The organism is Thioalkalivibrio sp. ALM2T (assembly GCF_000381505.1).
In the GTDB taxonomy this organism is placed as follows: Bacteria; Pseudomonadota; Gammaproteobacteria; order Ectothiorhodospirales; family Ectothiorhodospiraceae; genus Thioalkalivibrio; species Thioalkalivibrio versutus.
This window is the reverse complement of sequence record NZ_KB906558.1, coordinates 248,275-268,990: the sequence shown is the minus strand read 5'-3', so window position 1 is coordinate 268,990 and position 20,716 is coordinate 248,275. Positions and strand designations below refer to the sequence as shown.

At 66.5% G+C, this 20,716-nt stretch carries 20 protein-coding genes, 1 other RNA gene and 1 pseudogene; 15 read left to right on the top strand and 7 right to left on the bottom strand.

Features of this window, described 5'->3' with window-relative positions:
- Position 1 precedes the first annotated feature (1 nt).
- The 8 genes and pseudogenes from F816_RS0105975 (at position 2) to F816_RS0105940 (ending at position 7,698) form a co-directional block, all read left to right on the top strand.
- Positions 2-2,692: a nitrate reductase gene (locus tag F816_RS0105975; protein WP_019593942.1), complete on the top strand. Its 2,691-nt coding sequence runs from the start codon at positions 2-4 to the stop codon at positions 2,690-2,692.
- Positions 2,693-2,694: 2 nt separating this feature from the next.
- Complete coding sequence (cysG, locus tag F816_RS0105970) at positions 2,695-4,149, top strand: siroheme synthase CysG (RefSeq protein WP_026333151.1); 1,455 nt, start codon at positions 2,695-2,697, stop codon at positions 4,147-4,149.
- On the top strand, positions 4,146-4,997 hold the full coding sequence (locus F816_RS0105965; protein WP_019593940.1) for a uroporphyrinogen-III synthase: 852 nt from the start codon (positions 4,146-4,148) through the stop codon (positions 4,995-4,997). Before cysG ends, F816_RS0105965 begins: the two co-directional genes overlap by 4 nt.
- A gap of 107 nt (positions 4,998-5,104) precedes the next feature.
- Positions 5,105-5,998: pseudogene (locus tag F816_RS14025) on the top strand (aldo/keto reductase).
- 36 nt (positions 5,999-6,034) lie between these two features.
- On the top strand, positions 6,035-6,703 hold the full coding sequence (locus F816_RS0105955; protein ID WP_019593938.1) for a DUF6064 family protein: 669 nt from the start codon (positions 6,035-6,037) through the stop codon (positions 6,701-6,703).
- 70 nt (positions 6,704-6,773) lie between these two features.
- Positions 6,774-7,046, top strand: coding sequence for a cupin domain-containing protein (locus F816_RS0105950; RefSeq protein ID WP_019593937.1), 273 nt, complete (start codon positions 6,774-6,776; stop codon positions 7,044-7,046).
- 75 nt (positions 7,047-7,121) lie between these two features.
- Positions 7,122-7,400, top strand: coding sequence for a type II toxin-antitoxin system RelE/ParE family toxin (locus tag F816_RS0105945; protein WP_019593936.1), 279 nt, complete (start codon positions 7,122-7,124; stop codon positions 7,398-7,400).
- 19 nt (positions 7,401-7,419) lie between these two features.
- The gene (locus F816_RS0105940; protein ID WP_019562664.1) at positions 7,420-7,698 is read left to right on the top strand and encodes a HigA family addiction module antitoxin; all 279 of its coding nucleotides are present in this window, start codon (positions 7,420-7,422) and stop codon (positions 7,696-7,698) included.
- 244 nt (positions 7,699-7,942) lie between these two features.
- Here the strand turns inward: F816_RS0105940 and F816_RS0105935 are convergent, their stop codons facing one another.
- The 6 genes from F816_RS0105935 to F816_RS0105915 form a co-directional block, all read right to left on the bottom strand.
- Positions 7,943-8,620, bottom strand: coding sequence for a glutathione S-transferase N-terminal domain-containing protein (locus F816_RS0105935; protein ID WP_019593935.1), 678 nt, complete (start codon positions 8,618-8,620; stop codon positions 7,943-7,945).
- Between the two features lie 4 nt (positions 8,621-8,624).
- Positions 8,625-9,104 carry an EVE domain-containing protein gene (locus tag F816_RS0105930; protein WP_019593934.1) on the bottom strand — a complete coding sequence of 160 codons (480 nt, stop codon included), beginning with the start codon at positions 9,102-9,104 and terminating at the stop codon, positions 8,625-8,627.
- A 19-nt stretch (positions 9,105-9,123) separates the two neighbouring features.
- Positions 9,124-9,774: a 5-formyltetrahydrofolate cyclo-ligase gene (locus F816_RS0105925; protein WP_019593933.1), complete on the bottom strand. Its 651-nt coding sequence runs from the start codon at positions 9,772-9,774 to the stop codon at positions 9,124-9,126.
- A 30-nt stretch (positions 9,775-9,804) separates the two neighbouring features.
- Positions 9,805-9,990, bottom strand: a non-coding RNA gene (gene ssrS / locus F816_RS14415) — 6S RNA.
- 74 nt (positions 9,991-10,064) lie between these two features.
- A complete protein-coding gene (locus tag F816_RS0105920; RefSeq protein WP_026333150.1) occupies positions 10,065-10,502 on the bottom strand; it encodes a rhodanese-like domain-containing protein in 438 nt (145 codons plus the stop codon).
- Between the two features lie 51 nt (positions 10,503-10,553).
- Positions 10,554-11,060, bottom strand: a complete 507-nt coding sequence (locus F816_RS0105915) for a heme-binding protein (RefSeq protein WP_019593931.1) — start codon at positions 11,058-11,060, stop codon at positions 10,554-10,556.
- Between the two features lie 146 nt (positions 11,061-11,206).
- Here F816_RS0105915 and aroC point away from each other — a divergent pair, with 146 nt between their 5' ends.
- The 6 genes from aroC to greA all read left to right on the top strand — a co-directional run bounded on the left by aroC (position 11,207) and on the right by greA (position 19,640).
- Entirely contained in the window at positions 11,207-12,310 is a 1,104-nt protein-coding gene (aroC, locus tag F816_RS0105910) for a chorismate synthase (RefSeq protein ID WP_019593930.1), read from the top strand.
- Positions 12,311-12,354: 44 nt separating this feature from the next.
- Positions 12,355-13,518, top strand: coding sequence for an MFS transporter (locus F816_RS0105905; RefSeq protein WP_019593929.1), 1,164 nt, complete (start codon positions 12,355-12,357; stop codon positions 13,516-13,518).
- Positions 13,519-13,613: 95 nt separating this feature from the next.
- Complete coding sequence (gene dapB / locus F816_RS0105900; protein WP_026333149.1) at positions 13,614-14,408, top strand: 4-hydroxy-tetrahydrodipicolinate reductase; 795 nt, start codon at positions 13,614-13,616, stop codon at positions 14,406-14,408.
- Positions 14,409-14,736: 328 nt separating this feature from the next.
- Complete coding sequence (gene carA, locus F816_RS0105895; protein ID WP_019593927.1) at positions 14,737-15,870, top strand: glutamine-hydrolyzing carbamoyl-phosphate synthase small subunit; 1,134 nt, start codon at positions 14,737-14,739, stop codon at positions 15,868-15,870.
- Positions 15,871-15,930: 60 nt separating this feature from the next.
- Entirely contained in the window at positions 15,931-19,164 is a 3,234-nt protein-coding gene (carB, locus tag F816_RS0105890; protein ID WP_019593926.1) for a carbamoyl-phosphate synthase large subunit, read from the top strand.
- Positions 19,161-19,640 carry a transcription elongation factor GreA gene (gene greA / locus F816_RS0105885; RefSeq protein ID WP_018146244.1) on the top strand — a complete coding sequence of 160 codons (480 nt, stop codon included), beginning with the start codon at positions 19,161-19,163 and terminating at the stop codon, positions 19,638-19,640. Before carB ends, greA begins: the two co-directional genes overlap by 4 nt.
- A 52-nt stretch (positions 19,641-19,692) precedes the next feature.
- Here greA and yhbY read toward each other — a convergent pair whose 3' ends face one another.
- Positions 19,693-19,986 (bottom strand): ribosome assembly RNA-binding protein YhbY, encoded by a 294-nt coding sequence (yhbY, locus tag F816_RS0105880; RefSeq protein ID WP_019593925.1) that lies wholly within the window; start codon positions 19,984-19,986, stop codon positions 19,693-19,695.
- A gap of 67 nt (positions 19,987-20,053) precedes the next feature.
- On the opposite strand from yhbY, the gene rlmE reads away from it, so the two are divergent.
- Complete coding sequence (rlmE, locus tag F816_RS0105875) at positions 20,054-20,680, top strand: 23S rRNA (uridine(2552)-2'-O)-methyltransferase RlmE (RefSeq protein WP_019593924.1); 627 nt, start codon at positions 20,054-20,056, stop codon at positions 20,678-20,680.
- Positions 20,681-20,716: the final 36 nt, after the last annotated feature.

Here is a 20,716-nt window from a genome sequence, read left to right as displayed (position 1 = left end):
GATGGCCACGTTCGACGCCTTGACGCGCACCACCTGCCCCTATTGCGGGGTCGGCTGTGGTGTGGAGGTGACTGCGACACCGGGAGCCGAGTTTCCGGTGGCGGTGCGCGGCGACACCACCCATCCGGCGAACGCCGGACGCCTGTGTTCCAAGGGGGCGGCGCTGGCCGAGACCCTGGGGGACGAGGGCCGGCTGTTGCATCCGGAGATCGAGGGCGCGCGCGTCGATTGGGACACGGCGCTGGATCATGTCGCGGGCGGCTTTCGCGAGGCGATCGACCGCCACGGGCCGGATGCCGTGGCGTTGTATGTCTCGGGGCAGATCCTGACCGAGGACTACTATGTAGCCAACAAGCTGATGAAGGGCTTCGTCGGCTCGGCCAACATCGACACCAATTCGCGGCTTTGCATGTCCACGGCCGTGGCCGCACACACCCGCGCCTTCGGCATGGATGGCGTGCCCGGGAGCTACACCGACTTCGAGCAGGCTGACTTGGTCGTGGTGGTCGGCTCCAACATGGCCTGGGCGCACCCGGTTCTGTTCCAGCGCCTGCAGGCCGCGCGCGCGGCGCGCCCCGAGATGAAGCTGGTGGTGATCGATCCGCGGCGCACGGCCACCGCCCAGGCGGCCGACCTGCACCTGCCGCTGGCGCCGGGCACGGATGCCTGGCTGTTCAACGGCCTGCTGGATCACCTGCGCCGCGAGGATGCCCTGGACCCGGCATTTCTCGAACGCCATATCGACGGTTTTGCGGACGCCCTGGCGGCGGCGCGCGCCTCCAGCCCATCGATTGCCGTGACCGCCGAGGCCTGCGAACTGGATCCCGAGGCGGTGGCCACCTTCTTCCGCTGGTTTGCGCGAACGGAGCAGACGGTTACCGCGTTCTGCCAGGGCATCAACCAGTCCGACAGCGGCGTGGACAAGGCCGGAACGATCCTGAACGTGCACCTCGCCACCGGCCGCATCGGGCGCCCCGGCATGGGCCCGTTCTCGCTGACCGGTCAGCCCAACGCGATGGGTGGGCGCGAGGTCGGCGGGCTGGCCAGCCAGTTGGCCGCGCACATGGGCTTCGACGACGAGGCCCTGGACCGTGTGGGCCGTTTCTGGGGCGCACCGAATCTGGCGCGCAAGCCGGGGCTGAAGGCGGTGGATCTGTTCCGCGCGGTCGAGTCGGGGCAGGTGAAAGCGATCTGGATCATCGGCACCAACCCCTTGTTCAGCCTGCCCGAAGCCGAGCGCTTCGAGCGGGTCCTGCGCGACTGCCCGCTGGTCGTGGTCTCCGACTGCGTGCGCGAGACCGAGACGACCCGCGTGGCCGATGTGCTGTTACCAGCGACCACCTGGGGCGAGAAGGACGGCACGGTGACTAATTCCGAGCGGCGCATCTCGCGCCAGCGCCCGTTCCGGGAAGCCCCGGGCGAGGCCCGCCACGACTGGTGGGCGCTGGTCGAGGTCGCCCGCCGCCTGGGCTTTGCCGAGGCCTTCCCCTATACGCAGCCGGTGGAGATTCTCCGCGAGCATGCGGCCCTGTCCGCGTTCGAAAACGACGGCACCCGTGACTTCGACATCGGCGCCCTGGCCGACATAGACGCGGATGCCTTTGAAGCCCTCGAACCCGTGCAGTGGCCAGTTCCGGCCGGCAGCAAGACAAGCACCGCGCACCTCTACGCCGATGGCCAATTCTTTACGGCCAACGGCCGGGCATGGCTCGCCGCCGTGACCCCGCAATCCCCGACCGACACGATCGATGCCGCCTATCCGTTGCGCCTGAACACCGGCCGCATCCGCGACCAGTGGCACAGCATGACCCGTACCGCCCGCACCCCGCGCCTGAGTGCCCACCAGCCGGAACCGTTCGTCGAAATCCATCCGGTGGATGCCGGGCTTTTTCGCGTGCAAGCAGGTGACCTGGCCGAGGTGACCAGCCGCCACGGGCGCCTGCTGGCGCGGGTGCAGGTGAGTCGCGAGCAGCGTCCCGGAAGCGTGTTCGTGCCGATGCACTGGAGCCGGCCGATCGCGCGCCTCGCGCGGGTGGACGCCCTGGTGCCCGCGCATGTCGATCCCGTCTCCGGGCAGCCGGCGTTCAAGCACACCGCCGTGTCCGTGCGCCCAGCGGCGATGGACTGGCACGGCTTCGTGCTGAGCCGCGAGCCAGTGAGCCTCCCGGAGGCCGACTACGCGGTGACCGCGCGCGGGCCGCGGCATCTGCGCTTCGAACTGGCCGGACGCGGCGCGCTACCCGAGATCGCCGATTGGCGGACGCGCCTGGACGGCCCCGGCGAGTGGCTGGAGTTCGCCGACCCGGCGGGTGGTCGCTACCGCGCCGCACGCATTCACGAGGGGCGCTTGGCCTGTGTGCTGTTCGCGGGGCCCGACCGGGGCCTGCCCGAACGCGAATGGCTGGGCGGTCTGTTCGCGGCCGAGTCGATTACCGATGACGAACGTATGGCGCTGCTCACGGGCCGGCCGCCGAACGGGCAGGCCGCACGCGGGCGCATGGTCTGCGCCTGTTTCGGCGTGGACGAGACGCGCATCCGCACGGCGATCCGCGAGCAGGGGCTGGCGACCTGCGACGCCGTGGGTGCCTGTCTCGAGGCCGGCACCAACTGCGGCTCCTGCCGCCCCGAGATCCAGACTCTGTTGAATGAAGAATCCGAGGTGCCCACGGATCCCGTGGCGCGGGAGGGATGAGCATGGAACACCTGCCGATCTATATGCAGTTGCACGGCCGCGAGGCCCTGGTGGTCGGGGCCGGCCCGGTGGCCACGCGCAAGGCGGCGCTGCTGCTGGAGGCCGGGGCGCGGGTGCGTCTGCGGGCCCCTGAGTACAGTGATGCCGCCGAGCGCTTGTTGCGCGAGCACCCGGAGCAGATCACCCGCGAGCCGGGTGCCTACCGAACCGAGTGCCTGGGACCGGTGGCGATCGTGATCGCCGCGACCGACGGCGCGGCCGCGAACCGTCAGGTCTCGGAGGACTGTGTCGCGCGTTCGATCCCGGTGAATGTGGCGGACCAGCCCGAGCTTTGCAGCTTCATCCTGCCGGCCATCGTCGAACGCGGCCCGTTGACCATCGCGATCGGCTCCGGTGGCCGTGCCCCGGTGCTGGTGCGTCTGCTGCGCGCGAAGATCGAGAGCCTGATCCCGGCTGGCTATGGGCGCCTGGCGGAGCTGGCCGGGCGCCTGCGCAACCGGGTGCGCGCCCATTTCGACAGTGTGAACGCGCGGCGGGCCTTCTGGGAGCGTGGGTTTTCCGGGCCGGCCACCGAGCTGGCGCTGGCCGGGCGCATGGACGCGGCCGCCGAGCGTCTGGAACAGGAATTGAATGAAGCGGATGCCGCTACGCCAGGCGAGGTCTATCTGATCGGCGCCGGGCCGGGTGATCCGGACCTGCTGACCTTCCGCGCGTTGCGTCTGTTGCAGCAGGCGGACGTGGTCGTCTACGACCGGCTGGTGTCCTCCGAGGTGGTGAACCTGGCCCGGCGCGAGGCCGAGCGCTTCTATGTCGGCAAGGAGCGCGATCACCACTGCGTGCCGCAGGAGGCGATCAGTGAACTGCTCTCGCGACTGGCGCGCGAGGGCAAGCGCGTGGCGCGGCTGAAGGGCGGCGACCCGTTCGTGTTCGGCCGCGGCGGTGAGGAACTGGACGTGCTCGCCCGCGACGGCGTGGCCTACCAGGTGGTGCCCGGCATCACCGCGGCCAGTGGCTGTGCCGCCTATTCGGGCATCCCGCTAACCCACCGTGATCATGCCCAGTCCGTGCGCTTCATTACCGGCCATACCCGCGAGGGCCGGCTGGACGTGGACTGGTCGCAGCTGACGAACACCCGCGAGACGCTGGTGTTCTATATGGGCCGCAAGGGGCTGGGGGAGATCTGTCGGGGGCTCAAGAGTGCGGGCCGTGCCGGGCGAACCCCGGCCGCGATCATCGAGAACGGCACGACCGCGCGCCAGCGCGTGGTCACCGGCACGCTGGATACCCTGGCCGCCCGCGCCGAGCGCGAACAGGTCGGCTCGCCCAGCCTGATCGTGATCGGTGAGGTCGCCGCCTGCCACCAGCGCCTGTCCTGGTTCCGGCCGGATGCCGGGTCGGCCACGACGTTCCCGCAGCTGATGCCGGGGTCCGGTGTCGCGACCGCGAGCGCGGCGTGAGCGGATTAGAGGACCATCCACATGCGGTCTCTGGTGAGCTGGCCGGCGTCCGGGTCGCGCTCCCGGAGAGCCGTGCACTGGAGGTCTTTGCCGGGCTGCTGGAGCGGCGCGGGGCCGAGGTATGGCGTTGCCCGCTGGTCGCCATCCACGACAGCCTCGACCAGACGGCCATCGAGTCCTGGCTGGCAACCGCCATCGAAGCGCCGTTCGATCGGCTGATCTTCCTGACGGGCGAGGGGTTTACTCGGCTGACCGGCTTTGCTCGGCGCGCCGGGCGCGAGGCTACCTGGCTGACGGCCGTGGCCGGAACCCCGACGCTGGTGCGGGGCCCCAAACCCGGCCGCGCGATGAAACCGTTCGGTGTGCGGCCCGACGCGGTGGCGGCGGCACCGACCACCGAGGGGATCATCCAGACCCTGTCCAGTCAGGACCTGCACGGAGAACGTATCGGTGTGCAGCTCTACGGTGCGGAGCCCAACCGTCGCCTGCTGGATGTCCTGAGGGCGGCGGGGGCGGAGGTGTTCCCGGTCTGGCCCTACCGCTACGCGGATGCCGCCGAGACCGGGCGCGTAAGCGAACTGATCGAGACGCTGATCGCGGGCCAGGTGGATGCGATCGCCTTTACCAGCCAGGCCCAGGTCCGGCGTCTGCTGCGGGTCGGCCAGGCCGATGATCGTCAGGATGCGTTGCGAGAGGCGTTGCGGCGCACCATCGTCGCGGCGATTGGCCCCGTGGTGGCGGATGAACTGCACGCTCACGGTATTACCCCCAGCGTGGTACCGGATGGGCAGTATTTCATGAAACCGCTGGTCTCGGCGCTGGCCCGGCACCTGCAGGCCGTCGCATAGGGAACTTGTGGCGCGGCCGGATGGCCCACGGATGGAGTCTTCTTCGGTGATCACGTGCCATGAAACATCCATTTCCGCGGCGTTCGCGCCGATCCTTCCTGCGTTGGATGGCCGGGTCCGCGGTGGCGGTCGGCGCGGGGTAGCCCCTTGTCGGTGGGACCGCCGAGGGGCGTGAGCCGCAGCGCAAGCCGATCCCCTCTTCCGGGGAGAAGATCCCGGTGATCGGGATGGGGACGTGGATTACCTTCAATGTGCCGGAGGATCCGGAAGCGCTGGCGGTACGTACCCGCATCCTGGATACCTTTGTCCGCCGTGGCGGCGGGATGATCGACTCCTCGCCGATGTACGGGCGCGCGGAGGCGGTGGTCGGTCACGGCCTGCGCGAACTGGGCCATCCGGAGGGCGTGTTTTCGGCGACCAAGATCTGGACGCGCAGCACTGCCGCCGGCCGCGACCAGCATGCGGAGTCGCGGGATCTGTGGGGTGTCGACATCCTGGACCTGCAGCAGGTGCACAACCTGCAGAACTGGGAGGCGCACCTGGAAACCCTGCGCGCGCGCCGTGAGGCGGGGGAGGTTCGCTATATCGGCGTGACTACCTCGCACGGGCGCCGCCACGACGAGCTGGAGCGCATCCTGCGGCGCGAGGACCTGGACTTCGTGCAGCTGACCTACAACGTCCTGGATCGCGAAGCGGAACAGCGCCTGTTGCCGCTGGCCCGGGAACGCGGGGTGGCGGTGATCGCGAACCGCCCGTTTCGGCGCAAGGCGCTGATCAACCAGTTCGAGGGGCATCCGCTGCCGGAATGGGCGACGGAGATCGAATGCGAGAACTGGCCGCAGTTCCTGCTCAAGTTCATCGTCTCGCACCCGGACGTGACCTGTGCGATCCCCGCGACCTCGGTGGTGGCGCACATGGAGGAGAATATGGGCGCGCTGTACGGCCCCATGCCGGACGCCGGGATGCGCAGCCGCATGGTCGCGTACGTGCAGGACCTGTAGGGTTGGCCTCCGAATCCTTGCGACCGGGGAGCCGACATGCTGCCGTTTGAGGCCTTGACCTGGCTGGCGATCCTGGGCCAGTACAACACGGCGATCTGGCCCCTGCACGGGATCGGCGCACTGCTCGCCCTGGTGGCTGTGGGGCTGGTGGTTTCGGGCTCGCGTGCGGCCGGGCGTGTCATTGGCCTGTTGCTGGGCGTGCTGTGGATCTGGACCGGGATTGCCTTCTTCGGTGGTTCGCTGGCGCCGTTCCACTTCGCCTCCGAGTGGCTGGCCGGAGTGTTCGTGGCCCAGGGGCTGATGCTGGTGTTCGCGCTGACCCTGATGGGCCAGGTCCGGTTCGGCTGGCCCGGTGGGCTCGCGGGTGGCGGCGCGATCTTGATGATCGTCTACGCGCTGTTGGGCTATCCCTTGCTGGATCTCGCGCTGACCGGCACGTCCTGGACGCAGCTGCAATATGTCGGCGTGGCCCCGGGACCGGTGATGCTGCTGACCCTGGGGCTGCTGTTGCTGGTGCCATCGCGGCCACCCCTGGTGCTGGCGATCATCCCGCTGCTGTGGGCACTGGTCACCGGCTACATGGCCTGGGGCCTCGGCCAGTGGCTGGAGTACCTGCCGGCCGCCCTCGGCGTGGGGGCGTTCGTGCTCCTGCTGCTGCGGCGTTTCGGAGGTGCGGTGCGGACAGGCTCGCGCCAGGGTGTTTGATCGGGCCGCCGGTTGGTCTGCGAACGAGTTGGGTTTAGGCTCGCGTGCTTTCGGTATTGAGGAGGCTGCCATGTCCATCGAAGTGATCCATCGCCCCGACCACGACCACCTGGAACGCCTGGGGGTCTTCGATTGGCCGGTCTGGGAGAAGGAGGTCTCGACCTTCCCTTGGCATTATGACGAGCGCGAGGTCTGCTACATCCTGGAAGGCCAAGTCACGGTGACCCCGGGCAGCGGTGAGCCGGTCACGGTCGGCGAGGGCGATCTGGTGACCTTCCCGGCCGGCATGGACTGCACCTGGGAGATCCACCGGGACATCCGCAAGCACTACCGCTTTGGCTGAGCCGCTTGTCAGTGGATTGCATTGACCACTGTAACGTTACGGATTACAGTCTAAGTTGAGTGCCAAGGAAGGCCGATGATCAGGAAGATTCGTCACAAGGGGCTAAAACGCTTATATGCGAGCGGCGATCGCCGTGGGTTGCCGGCGGATCATGTGGAAGACCTGGAAGATATCCTCGCGCTGCTTAATGCGGCGACCCATCCCGGACAGCTGGATCTCCCGGGCATGGATTTCCATCCGCTACGTGGGGATCGCGCGGGCTTTTTCTCGGTGCATGTGAACGGCAACTGGGTCGTCACCTTCACTTTCAGTGGCGACGATGCGGATCAGGTGGATTATGAAGACTACCATTGACGTTCAGGAAGACACCGCGATGCGGAACCCGCCCCATCCCGGGCGGATCCTGCGCCGGCGTGTGCTGCCAGGGCTGGGGCTTTCGGTCACGGAGTTTGCCGCGCATTTGGGGATGTCCCGCAACGCGGTCTCACGTGTTCTCAACGAACACGCCGCCATTTCGCCGGACTTTGCCGTGCGTCTGGAGAGTGGAGGGATCGGCGAGGCACGCCATTGGCTCACAATGCAGACCAACTACGATCTGGCCCGGGCCGCGTCCCGGGACGAGAATCATATCCGGCGGTTTGCGGCTGCGTGATCCCCGATGCCGCAGGTGCGATTGAAGCGAAATCCTGTTCAGTCGCCGTAGGGTGCGGTTGAGCGTAGCGAAACGCACCATGTCCCACGCCCTGTGTGACCCCCCTGATGCGTTTCGCTGCGCTCCACACATCCTACGAGCTCACGCCCTTCCCGCAGTTCCTGTGGGTGTGCCTGCGCGCGAATGCGATGCCTGTGCCAGCGCCTACCGCCGGTTCGCGGCCAAGGCCGCTCCTACGGGGCCTTTAGCGGGCGAGCCACTGGGTGTTGAGGGGGATGTTGCAGGTCTCCTCGACGCGGCGCAGGTAGTAGAGCAGGTCTACGGGCAGGTTGATGCCGTCGTGCATTTGTAGCGGGTAGAGATCGGCGGCGATCACGCAGTCTGCGATTGATGGCTGGCCGAGGTAGAAGCGGTTGGCGGCCAGGTGTTTGGCCAGCTCGGGCAGGTGGCTCAGCTTGGCGAGCTGGTTGTAGCCGTCGTAGCGGTCGTTGGCCAGTTCTTCCAGCGACAGGCCGAAGCGGTGCTGGACGTGGGCCTTGAAGTCGGCCAGGGCCTCGGCGCTCTCGCCGATGCCGTGAAAGCCCGGGGCCAGCGGTGCATAGAGCCGGTCCAGCACAATCTCCACCTTGGCGCGCCAGTTGACCAGCGCTTGCCAGGCATCCTCGGCGATCACGCCTTCGGACAGCGGCTCGCCGGCCGGGAACAGGCGGTCGATGTCGCGCAGTGCCGTGAGGGTGTCGGTATGCAGCGTGCCGTCGTCGGTCTGCAGAACCGGTGACTGGCGCGCCACGCCCAGCTCGAAGAAGGTTTCGTCGTCGAACCAGTCCAGCGCGCGGGTCTCCAGCGCCACACCCTTGTAGCCGCAGGCCAGGCGCAGGCGGTCGGCCTTCGCATCGTGCGGGAAGTGGTAGAGCGTAGCCACGCGGTTATTGTCCTCGAGGGCTTTGGCCGCGTTGGGCGTGACTCAGGATGAAGTCCCACTGGTCCTGGCTGATCGGCATCACCGACAGGCGATTGCCGCGGCGCACCAGCGGGCAGTCCTCGAGCTGTGGCTGCTGCTTCAGCCAGTCGAGGGTGAGGATGTCGCCGAATTTCTCCTCGAAGGCGACATCGACGCGCAGCCAGCGCGGGTTGTCCGGGTCGCTTTTGGGGTCGTAGTGCGGATCCTCGGGATCAAAGGCGCAGGAGTCGGGGTAGGCCTCTTTCTCGATACGCAGGATGCCGACGATGCCCGGGGGCTTGGCGTTGGAGTGGTAGAAGAAGGCGAGATCGCCCTTCTTCATCTCGTCGCGCATCATGTTGCGCACCTGGTAGTTGCGGATGCCGTCCCAGGGCTCCACGCCGACGCGTTCCAGGTCGTCGATGCTGAACTCGTCGGGCTCGGACTTCATCAGCCAGTAGGCCATGCGGGCTCCTCGTGCGGTATCAGGGGGAGGGCGTATTGTGCCGCGGGCGATCGGGCAGCGCATGCCAGCCCTGCTCGGTGACGACCCCATCCAGCGGGACGTCCCAGGGCTGGGTCGGTAACGTCGGGACGCCCTGCAGCGAGTGGGCCACGCCGATCAGTTTCGGCCGGTGGATCCCGAAGCGGCGTCGGGCAAAGTAGCGATCGTAATAGCCAGCACCCATCCCCATGCGGTTGCCGGCGGCGTCGAAGGCGACCAGCGGCATCAGAACCACCTGCATTTCGCGGCGCCAGATGCGCGGGGCATCCGGGCAGGGCTCGGCAATGCCAAAGCCGTTATGGCAGAGCGGATCATCCGGGGTCCATGCGTGGAAGTGCATGCGCCCCGGGCGCTTGTCGTCCATCACCGGCAGGGCGATGCGCGTGCCGCGCTGGCCCAGGGCGACGGTCAGTGGGGTCAGGTCGACCTCGCCGCGCAGGCCGCGATAGGCGCCGATACAACGCGGTTGCCAGCGCTCGAACCAGCGCAGCAGGTGTCCGCAAATGGCGGCGGAGTGGTGGTCGAGCTGGACGTCCGACAAAGCCGCTCGCGCTCGGCGCAGGCGCAGGCGCAGGGTGCGAAGATCGTCGGGCGATAGCGAATCTTGAACGGAGTCGGTTTCCGCAGACATAAAGGAAATCGGGATCGATAAAGAAGTGGACGCGCCCCGCAGGCGCCGGCGTGGCCCTTGACCTTGAACCTAGGGCTCAGGTGGGAGAAGTCTCCGGATCTTTAGGCTTTCCGCTCGAAGACGGACATGCACAACGAAACGGAAGTACTCGGTCCCGTGGTGAAAAATTAAGGCTCAAGGGTACCACCGGGCCACAATCGAACGCCGCAGTAACGCGTCCGAGTTCATTATGAACCAAACCCCCCGGGGTGCGCGCAACCCCCGTAGTTGTAGGGGATCCGTCGTGAGCCTCAGCACTGTTCCCAGGGCAGGCCATGATAGCGCCAGCCGCTGCGGGTCGAACGCTGGTGGTTCTCGTCGAGAGGCCCTTCAAAGCCCTCGTCTACCGAGAAGACATGCTCGATGCCGGCATCCACCAGGGCCTGCCCGGCGTCCAGCGTGCGCTTGCCGCTGCGGCAGATCAGGTACAGGGCCGGGGCCTCTGCGCTGTGATCGCTGACGCCGCCCAGCAGTAGCTTGCGCACCTGGGGCACGAACTGTGGGTTCACGGTCCAGTCGGGTTCGTCGATCCAGGGGATATGAATCGAGCCGGTGGGGTGACCGACGAACAGGTATTCCATGGTGGAGCGCACGTCTATTAGCAGGTCGCGCGGGCGCGCCTGCAGGCGCTCGTAGGTCTCGATCGGCGAGATCCGTGCGGGGGATCGGGTTGGGTTTTTGGACGTCATGGTTTGCATCCGGGACTTGCGAATGGACGCCATCCTTGGCGCCGGTGTCGCCTACATGGCGAAGTCGAGCCGCTCCTGCACTCGGTCGATTCCCGCCTGAGCGCACTCCTCGTCGAGGTCGCCACCCGGTGCTCCGGAGACTCCAACGGCACCCACCATACTGCCGGCGGCTTCAATTGGCAGGCCACCGGCCAGCATGATGATGCCATCCACGTGGTTCATCTCCATGCGGATGTCTTCGCGGCTGTCACGGAAATTCCCCGAGCTGGTGCCGGACATGGTCACCGCGCGCGCTTTGTCGCCGGCGATCTGAATGGTCTGGACGCCCGCCATGCGGTCACGCATCACGACCTGGTTATTACCGCTTCGGTCGACCACGACGGCCGTGGCCTGGTGGCCCATCTCGCGGCAGGCCTCGACCGCGCCCATGGCGATGTCGTTGGCCAGCTCCAGGGTCATGAAGCGTTGGGTATAGACATCGGCTTGGGCGCTGCTGGCCAGGCCGAGGCACAGGGCCGCGGCGGTTCCGGTCACCAGGCGGGTCAGGGAATTCGGCATGGGCTTCCTCCTTTTGGTTTTTTGTACTGCATGTCGATCATGGCAGATAGGGGACGCGGTTGCCGGGAGGCCCATTCCACCTCTGACCGACAGGCTGCCGGGTGGGGGCAGGCGACAGCCGGTCATGGCGCGGCTACACTACGCGCATGTCGGGAAACAGCTTTGGGCGACTGTTCGTCGTCAGTACTTTTGGTGAGAGTCATGGGCCGGCCCTGGGCGCGGTGGTGGACGGCTGTCCGCCCGGTCTGGAGCTCAGCGAGGCGGATCTGCAGTTCGATCTCGATCGTCGCCGGCCGGGCCAGTCGCGCCACACCACCCAGCGCCGCGAGCCGGATCAGGTGCGCATCCTTTCGGGGGTGTTCGAGGGCCGCACGACCGGCACGCCGATCGGGTTGCTGATCGAGAATGTTGATCAGCGTTCCAAGGACTACGGGAATATCCATGACCGTTTCCGCCCGGGGCATGCGGACTACACCTACCATCAGAAGTACGGCGTGCGTGATTACCGTGGCGGCGGGCGCAGTTCTGCGCGCGAGACCGCGCTGCGGGTGGCGGCTGGCGGCATCGCGCGGCGTTATCTCGAGCAACGCTACGGCATCACCATCCGCGGCTGGCTGTCGCAGTTGGGCCCGATCGAGCTGGAGCCGAAGCAGCCGGAGATCGCGAACGACAATCCGTTCTTCTCCCCGGATCCGGACAAGGTCGCGGAGTTGGAGGAGTACATGGACGCCCTGCGCAAGTCCGGCGACTCCATCGGTGCGCGGGTCACGGTGGAGGCGACCGGGGTCCCGGCCGGCTGGGGCGAGCCGGTATTCGACCGCCTGGATGCCGATCTGGCGCATGCCCTGATGAGCATCAACGCGGTCAAGGGTGTGGAGATCGGTGCGGGTTTTGAATCCGTGATCCAGCGCGGCACCGAACACCGCGACGAGATGACCCCCGAGGGCTTTCTGTCCAACCACGCCGGCGGCGTGCTGGGCGGGATCAGCACTGGCCAGGCGGTGCACGCCAGTATCGCCATGAAGCCGACCTCCAGCATTCGCTTGCCGGGGCGCAGCATCAATACCGCTGGCGAGCCGGTGGAGGTCGTGACCAAGGGACGGCATGACCCCTGCGTGGGCATCCGCGCGACCCCGATCGCCGAGGCGATGATGGCGCTGGTGCTGATGGATCACGCCCTGCGTCACCGTGCGCAGAACGCCGATGTCCCGAACTCGGGGCTGGAGCTGCGCGACCTTCCCGGCGAATGATGCGGCCTCTGGCCGCGTCGTCCTGACCTTGTAGCGGTCCCATCATGGCAGTGACGCAGAACGCGCGCCTGTCCGCGGTCTACTTTTTCTATTTCGCCAGCCTCGGCGCCTTCATGCCGTTCTGGGGGCCCTACCTCTCCGAGGAGGGGTTCAGTGGTGCCCAGATCGGCGAGCTTATGGCGATCGTGCTCGCGACCAAGATCATTGCGCCCAATGTCTGGGGCTGGCTGGCGGATCGCGCCGGCGCGCACATGCCGGTGGCCCGTTGGGGCGCGCTGGCCGGGGCGGTCGCGTTCACCGGTGTGCTCCTGTACACCGGGTACTGGTGGTTGGCGGTGGTGATGGCCGCCTACAGCTTTTTCTGGAACGCGATCCTGCCGCAGTTCGAGGCCACCACCATGCGCTCGCTGGGGCGAGATGCGCATCGGTACGCGCTGGTGCGGCTGTGGGGATCGGTCGGTTTCATCGTGGCGGTTGCCCTGCTTGGCTGGGCCTTCGACCGGATCGCGGTGGCCTGGTTGCCGTGGATCGTGCTGGCGGTCCTGATCGCGGTGGTGGTGGCGACGCAGTTCGTGCGCGAGCCGGCGCGCAACCTGGACGAGGACAACAACGCCCCACCCCTGCTGACCGTGCTGCGCCGGCCCGAGGTGATTGCGCTGTTCGTGGCCTGCTTTTTCATGCAGGCCAGCCACGGGCCGTACTACGCCTTTTTTACCCTGTACCTGGAGCAGGCTGGTTACTCGCGTTCGGTGGCGGGGCAGCTGTGGGCGCTGGGGGTGGCGGCCGAGGTGGTGCTGTTTCTGTTGATGCCGCGGTTGATTCTGCGCTTCGGCGCCTGGTTGCTGGTGTCGGGGGCGCTGGTGCTGACCACGCTGCGCTGGGGGCTGCTGGCGGCGGTCCCGGACTCTCTGCCGATGCTGCTGTTCATTCAGATCCTGCATGCGGCCAGCTATGGGGTGTACCACGCGGCGGCCATCTCGCTGATCCATTATTTCTTCCCCGGGCGGCTGCAGGGGCGCGGTCAGGCCCTTTACTCCTCGTTGGCCTTCGGGCTGGGCGGGGCGATGGGGTCGCTGGTGGCCGGCTATCTGTGGGATGGCATCAGCCCCGCCTCGGTGTATGTGTTCGCCGCGTTCCTGGCCGCCGCTGGTGTGATTGCCTCGGTGTACGGGGAATGGCGCTTCCGCACGCCAGTGCGCAGCCTTTGAATCGACTGAGTCAGGGTGGCCCCACTGGCGCGGACGTACGAAGCTTCGTAGGGTGCGCGTAACCCGATGGATCGATAGCACTGGATGGAACAACGATGATTCGAATTGCGATTGCAGGCGCTGGTGGGCGCATGGGCCAGAACCTGGTGCAGGCGGTGGACGAACACCCCGAGGCTCAGCTGGGGGCGGCCAGTGAGCGGCCCGGCAGCGAGGCCATCGGTCAGGCGGTGGGGCAGGAGGGTCGGGTGCGCCTGGTCGAGGACCTGGCGACCGTCACCGACGACTTTGACGTATTGATCGACTTCACCAGCCCACAGGCGACCATGCAGCACCTGGAGCTGTGTGCGAACGGCGGCAAGGGGCTGGTGATCGGCACGACCGGTCTGGATGCGGAGCAGGAACAACGCCTGCGTACCGCCGCAGAAGGCCTGCCGATCGTCTATGCGCCGAACATGAGCGTCGGGGTCAATCTGACCTTCAAGCTGGTGGAGCTGGCGGCACGGGCGCTGGGTGACAGCGTGGATGTGGAGATCCTGGAGGCCCATCACCGGCACAAGGTGGACGCGCCTTCGGGGACCGCGTTGAAGCTGGGTCGCGTCGTGGCGGAAACGCTGGGCCGTGATCTGGAACAGGATGCCGTCTATGGACGGGAGGGCCAGACGGGGGCCCGTGACCGGCGCACCATTGGGTTTGCGACCGTGCGCGGTGGCGATATTGTCGGCGAGCACACCACCTTGTTTGCCGGGGATGGCGAGCGTGTGGAGATCACCCACAAGGCCTCCAGCCGCACGGTGTTTGCCTCCGGTGCGGTGCGCGCGGCGGTCTGGCTGGCCGGCGCCGGCAATGGCTTGTTCGACATGCAGGATGTGCTGGGGCTACGCGACCTCTAGCCGGTGGCGGACCGAAGCGACCGTAAAACACCGCAAGATGGACCAGGGCCAGTCTCAAAGGCGGGGGGCATGGCGGATCGGCTCCATGCCTGGGTCGGGCGGGAAGAGGTCGGGCGTGGGATCTCGTTGGACGCCGCGCGCGGCGCTCGCGTACACTTGAAGGCGTAATCGTATCCGTCCTCCGAGCACCGAATCGTTGCCGAAAAAGGGGTTTACACCCCGGTAGAATGGTGCGGACGAGGGCGGGTCGCAGATCCCGAACGAATCGCAGTATCGCCGCCGGCGAATCGCCTGGCGGCCCCGACCCAGACCACCCGGAGGTCCCCCTGTGTCCGCGCCTGCTCTGCTCGTCCTGGAAGATGGCACTGTGTTTCATGGTCAGGCGATTGGCGCCCTGGGCCAGACGGTTGGCGAGGTGGTGTTCAACACCGCGATGACCGGGTACCAGGAGATCCTCACCGATCCGTCCTATCACCGGCAGATGGTCACGCTGACCTACCCGCATATCGGCAACACCGGAACGAACCCGGAGGACGACGAGTCCTCGCGGGCCCATGCCGCGGGCCTGATCATCCGTGATCTGCCGCCGCTGGTGTCCAACTGGCGCTCGCGCGAGTCACTGCCCGACTATCTGCTGCGTCACGGCATTGTGGCGATCAGCGGGATCGATACCCGCAAGCTGACCCGCATCCTGCGCGAGAAGGGCGCGCTGAACGGCTGCATCCAGGCTGGTGATGTGGACGAGGCCTCGGCCCTGGCGGCCGCGCGCGAGTTCCCCGGGATCAAGGGGATGGATCTGGCGCGCGAGGTCACCACGCGGGAACGTTACGAGTGGCTGGAAGGGACCTGGCAGCTGGGCGAAGAGCCGGCGCGGGTCGATGCGAAGGCCGCCGACTACCACGTGGTGGCCTACGACTTCGGCATGAAGCAGAACATCCTGCGCATGCTGGCGGATCGCGGCTGCCGCGTGACCGTGGTCCCGGCCGAGACGCCGGTGGACGAGGTGATGGAGCTGAAGCCCGATGGGGTGTTCCTGTCCAACGGGCCGGGCGATCCCGAGCCCTGCACCTATGCGATCAAGGCGATCCGGGATTTCTGCGAGCGCAAACTGCCGCTGTTCGGGATCTGCCTGGGGCATCAGTTGCTGGGTATCGCCAGTGGCGGCAAGAGCGTGAAGATGAAGTTCGGCCACCACGGGGCGAACCACCCGATCCGGCACGAGGCCAGCGGGCGAGTGATGATCTCGTCGCAGAACCACGGCTTCGCGATCGACGAGGACAACCTGCCGGAGACGCTGACGCCGACGTACCGGTCGCTGTTCGACGGCACGCTGCAGGGCATCGCCCGCACTGATTGCCCGGCGTTCAGCCTGCAGGGGCATCCCGAGGCGAGCCCGGGGCCGCATGACGTGTCCCCGGCGTTCGACGACTTCGTCGAGATGATGCGCACGGCGCGCAGTTAACGCCTTCCCCTCGATTTTCCGCCCGAATTTCCGATTTCGACAGCCTGCGAGAGCCGTCACATGCCCAAGCGTACCGACATCCAGAGCATCCTGATCCTCGGGGCCGGCCCGATCGTGATCGGTCAGGCCTGCGAGTTCGATTACTCCGGCGCCCAGGCCTGCAAGGCCCTGCGCGAGGAGGGCTACCGGGTGATCCTGGTGAACTCCAACCCGGCGACCATCATGACCGACCCCGAAATGGCGGACGCCACCTACATCGAGCCGGTGGACTGGCAGACGGTCGCCCAGATCATCGAGAAGGAGCGCCCGGACGCGGTGCTGCCGACCATGGGCGGGCAGACCGCGCTGAACTGCGCGCTGGACCTGTCCCGGGAAGGCGTGCTCGAGAGGTTCGGGGTGGAGATGATCGGTGCCAACGAGGCGGCGATCGATATGGCCGAGGACCGCGACCACTTCAAGGCGGCGATGGCTGATATCGGCCTGGATACGCCGACGGCGATGCTCGCGCACTCCTGGGAGGAGGCGCAGGAGATCCAGCCGAAGATCGGCTTCCCGGTGATCATTCGGCCGTCGTTTACTCTCGGAGGTTCGGGCGGCGGCATCGCCTACAACCGCGAGGAGTTCGAGTACATCGTCAAGAACGGGATCGATCTCTCGCCGGTGAACCAGGTGCTGCTGGAGGAGTCCGCGCTCGGCTGGAAGGAGTTCGAGATGGAGGTGGTCCGTGACAAGGCGGACAACTGCATCATCATCTGCTCGATCGAGAACCTCGATCCGATGGGTATCCACACCGGCGACTCGATCACCGTGGCCCCGGCGCAGACCCTGACCGACAAGGAATACCAGATCATGCGCGACGCCTCGCTGGCGGTGCTGCGCAAGATCGGCGTGGAGACCGGTGGTTCCAACGTGCAGTTCGCGATCAATCCGGAGAACGGGCGCATGATCGTGATCGAGATGAACCCGCGGGTGTCGCGTTCCTCCGCGCTGGCCTCCAAGGCGACCGGCTTCCCGATCGCCAAGGTCGCGGCCAAGCTGGCGGTGGGCTACACCCTCGACGAGCTGAAGAACGACATTACCGGCGGCCTGACCCCAGCCTCGTTCGAGCCGTCCATCGATTACGTGGTCACCAAGATCCCGCGCTTCACCTTCGAGAAGTTCCCGCAGGCGGATGCGCGCCTGACCACCCAGATGAAGGCGGTGGGCGAGGCCATGGCCATTGGCCGCACCTTCCAGGAGTCGTTCCAGAAGGCGCTGCGCTCGATGGAGACCGGCATGGACGGCCTCGACGAGCGCATCGATCTGACCGCCGATGACGTGACCGATCAGCTGCGCACGAAACTCGCCAACCCCAGCCCCGAACAGGTGCTGTACGTGGCCGATGCCTTCCGTGCCGGCTTCTCGATTCAGGACATCTTCGACCTGACCGCGATCGACCCCTGGTTCCTGGCCCAGATTCAGGAGCTGGTGGACGTCGAGAAGGGCGTGAAGGACCGCATCCTGGGCGAGATCAGCGCCGAGGAGATGTACCGTCTGAAACAGCGCGGATTCTCCGACCTGCGCCTGGCGAAGCTTTTGAACGATACCGAGAAGGCGGTGCGCAAACACCGCCATGGACTGGGCGTGCGCCCGGTGTACAAGCGGGTGGATACCTGTGCGGCCGAGTTCGCGACCACCACGGCCTACATGTACTCCTCGTACGAAGAGGAGAACGAGGCGGATCCCACCGACAAGCAAAAGATCATGGTGCTGGGCGGCGGGCCCAACCGCATCGGTCAGGGCATCGAGTTCGACTACTGCTGCGTGCACGCCGCACTCGCGATGCGCGAGGACGGGTACGAGACCATCATGGTCAACTGCAACCCGGAGACGGTCTCGACCGATTACGACACCTCGGACCGGCTGTATTTCGAGCCGCTGACGCTGGAGGACGTGCTGGAGGTCGTGGCGACCGAGAAGCCGGCCGGCGTGATCGTGCAGTACGGTGGCCAGACGCCACTGAAGCTCGCGCGGGACCTGGAGGCCGCCGGCGTGCCGATCATCGGCACCAGCCCGGACTCCATCGACCTGGCCGAGGACCGCGAGCGCTTCCAGGCCCTGCTGAACAAGCTGGGGCTCAAGCAGCCGCCGAACCGCACCGCGCGCAGCGAGGAGGAGGCCGAGAAGCTGGCCGAGGAGATCGGCTACCCGCTGGTCGTGCGTCCGTCCTACGTGCTCGGGGGGCGCGCGATGGAGATCGTGCGCGACCGCGAGGACCTGCGCAGCTACATGAAAAATGCGGTGTCCGTCTCCAACGACGCGCCGGTGCTGCTGGATCGCTTCCTGGATGACGCCATCGAGGTCGACGTCGACGCGATCTCGGATGGCGAGAACGTGATCATCGGCGGGATCATGGAGCACATCGAGCAGGCCGGCGTGCACTCGGGCGACTCCGCCTGTTCCCTGCCGCCGTTTTCGTTGTCCATGGAGCTACAGGACGAGATGGTCGAGCAGGTGCGCAAGATGGCACTGGGCCTGAAGGTCGTCGGCCTGATGAACACCCAGTTCGCGATCAAGGGCGACGATATCTACGTGCTGGAGGTGAATCCACGGGCCTCGCGCACCGTGCCGTACGTCTCCAAGAGCGTCGGACGGCCGCTGGCCAAGATTGCCGCGCGTTGCATGGTCGGGCAGACCTTGCCCGAGCAGGGCGTGGGCGATGCGGTCTATCCGGACTATTATTCGGTGAAGGAATCGGTGTTTCCTTTCGCCAAGTTCCAGGGCGTGGACCCGATCCTGGGGCCGGAGATGAAATCCACCGGTGAGGTGATGGGCGTCGGGCGCAGCTTCGCCGAGGCGTTTGCCAAGAGCCAGCGGGGCGCGGGCGTGCTGCTGCCGTCCACCGGCAAGGCCTTCGTGTCGGTGCGCGAGATCGACAAGCCGCACGTGGCGGAAGTGGCTCGGCGCCTAGTTGAGCTGGGCTTTGAGGTACTGGCGACCCGTGGCACAGCGAACGTGCTGGAGGAAGCCGGCATCCAGGTGACTCGCGTGAACAAGGTCACCGAGGGCCGCCCGCACATCGTGGACATGATCAAGAACGACGAGATCAGCTTCATCATCAATACCGTGGAGGGGAAGCAGTCGACCTCCGACTCCTACACCATTCGCCGCGAGGCGTTGATGCACAAGGTGGGCTATACCACCACGATCGCCGGGGCCAAGGCCACCGTGCAGGCCCTGGATCACCTGGGGGCGAATGACGTCTTCCGGCTGCAGGACCTCCACCAGGAAAATCTCGGAGGGAAAAGCGCATGAACAAGACGCCCTTGACCGTGACTGGCGCGGAAAAGATGAAGGAAGAGCTGAAGAAGCTGAAGGGCGAGGATCGCCCGCGCGTGGTCAACGCGATCTCCGATGCGCGCGAGCACGGCGACCTCAAGGAGAATGCCGAGTACCACGCGGCCCGCGAACAGCAGAGCTTCATCGAGGGCCGCATCCGCGAGCTGGAGTCGAAGCTCTCCAACGCCCAGATCATCGACGTGGCCACCTTGCCACAGACCGGCAAGGTGGTGTTCGGGACCACCGTGGTGCTGGAGGCGACCGCGGACGGGCGCCAGGTCACCTACAAGATCGTTGGCGATGACGAGGCCGATATCAAGAACAACATGATCTCGGTGTCTTCGCCGATTGCGCGGGCGCTAATCGGCAAGGAAGAAGGCGACGTCGTGACCGTGCAGGCGCCGGGCGGCGAGACGGAATACGAAATCCTGGAGGTTCGCTACGTCAACTGACGTGGCCGGTCCCGGTCCCGGTCGCGCGCAGGGGCGCAACCGGGCGGTGGGGTCAGGCCAGTGAGACCTTGGGATCATCCGGGTTGCGGCGGAACAGGGTGGCGACATAGCCAACCCGTTGCACCCGCGCGGCACCGGTGCGTTCACAGAGCTCTTCCACAGTGCCGTTGCGAACCTCGCGGTCGCCGATGTTCACCTTGATCTTGACCAGCTCGTGGTGGGTCAGCGCCAGTTCCAGCTCCGCCAGCACGGCATCCGTCAGCCCGTTGCGGCCAATGGTGACGATGGGTTTGCGTGGATGGGCGAGGCTACGCAGATGGCGGCGTTGCGCGTCGGTCAGATTCACAGGAGGCCATTTTCGGTGTTTAAACGTCAAAATTGTAGCATGTCGATCGCAGGTACGAGGCCGTTCAATGCCCAAGCGTAGTCGGTCCAGCCAGCGCTGGCTGAAGGAGCATTTTGACGATCCCTATGTCCAGCGGGCCCAGCAGGAGGGCTATCGCGGGCGTGCGGTCTACAAGCTGCAGGAGATTGACGAGCGCGACCGGCTGCTGAAGCCCGGTATGCGCGTGGTGGATCTCGGGGCGGCCCCGGGTGGCTGGACGCAGTACGCGGCCCGGCAGATTGGTCGCAAGGGCGTGCTGATTGCCACCGATATCCTGCCGATGGACCCGGTGCCGGGCGCGGAGATTGTTACCGGTGACTTTCGCGAGGACGCTGTGCTGGATGCGCTCCTCGCCCTGATGGGGGACGAGCGTGCCGACCTTGTGCTTTCCGATATGGCCCCCAACCTGACGGGTACGGGGGCCGTGGATCTGCCGCGTTCGATTCATCTTTGTGAACTGGCGCTGGAGTTGGCGACAAAGATTCTGAACCCCGGGGGCGCCTTTCTGGTCAAGCTGTTTCAGGGTGAAGGTTCAGATGCCTATCTGGCCGAGGTGCGTCGGCGGTTCGGCTCGGTAAAGGTGCGCAAGCCGAAGGCATCGCGGCCACGGTCACGCGAAGTGTACGTATTGGCGCGTGAGCCCCGGGATGTGTAAAGCTGCCAAAAGCTAACGATTAATGTTCTTCGAGGT

What these genes read in the sequence shown, in the direction of transcription:
- greA (WP_018146244.1), top strand. Translation starts at nt 19,161, where the DNA reads ATGAACAAGACGCCCTTGACCGTGACTGGCGCGGAAAAGATGAAGGAA.
- F816_RS0105915 (WP_019593931.1), bottom strand. Translation starts at nt 11,060, where the DNA reads ATGCCGAATTCCCTGACCCGCCTGGTGACCGGAACCGCCGCGGCCCTG.
- F816_RS0105905 (WP_019593929.1), top strand. Translation starts at nt 12,355, where the DNA reads ATGGCAGTGACGCAGAACGCGCGCCTGTCCGCGGTCTACTTTTTCTAT.
- F816_RS0105945 (WP_019593936.1), top strand. Translation starts at nt 7,122, where the DNA reads ATGATCAGGAAGATTCGTCACAAGGGGCTAAAACGCTTATATGCGAGC.
- F816_RS0105930 (WP_019593934.1), bottom strand. Translation starts at nt 9,104, where the DNA reads ATGGCCTACTGGCTGATGAAGTCCGAGCCCGACGAGTTCAGCATCGAC.
- F816_RS0105955 (WP_019593938.1), top strand. Translation starts at nt 6,035, where the DNA reads ATGCTGCCGTTTGAGGCCTTGACCTGGCTGGCGATCCTGGGCCAGTAC.
- cysG (WP_026333151.1), top strand. Translation starts at nt 2,695, where the DNA reads ATGGAACACCTGCCGATCTATATGCAGTTGCACGGCCGCGAGGCCCTG.
- F816_RS0105920 (WP_026333150.1), bottom strand. Translation starts at nt 10,502, where the DNA reads ATGACGTCCAAAAACCCAACCCGATCCCCCGCACGGATCTCGCCGATC.
- carB (WP_019593926.1), top strand. Translation starts at nt 15,931, where the DNA reads ATGCCCAAGCGTACCGACATCCAGAGCATCCTGATCCTCGGGGCCGGC.
- F816_RS0105950 (WP_019593937.1), top strand. Translation starts at nt 6,774, where the DNA reads ATGTCCATCGAAGTGATCCATCGCCCCGACCACGACCACCTGGAACGC.
- rlmE (WP_019593924.1), top strand. Translation starts at nt 20,054, where the DNA reads ATGCCCAAGCGTAGTCGGTCCAGCCAGCGCTGGCTGAAGGAGCATTTT.
- F816_RS0105940 (WP_019562664.1), top strand. Translation starts at nt 7,420, where the DNA reads ATGCGGAACCCGCCCCATCCCGGGCGGATCCTGCGCCGGCGTGTGCTG.
- F816_RS0105975 (WP_019593942.1), top strand. Translation starts at nt 2, where the DNA reads ATGGCCACGTTCGACGCCTTGACGCGCACCACCTGCCCCTATTGCGGG.
- F816_RS0105925 (WP_019593933.1), bottom strand. Translation starts at nt 9,774, where the DNA reads ATGTCTGCGGAAACCGACTCCGTTCAAGATTCGCTATCGCCCGACGAT.
- aroC (WP_019593930.1), top strand. Translation starts at nt 11,207, where the DNA reads ATGTCGGGAAACAGCTTTGGGCGACTGTTCGTCGTCAGTACTTTTGGT.
- dapB (WP_026333149.1), top strand. Translation starts at nt 13,614, where the DNA reads ATGATTCGAATTGCGATTGCAGGCGCTGGTGGGCGCATGGGCCAGAAC.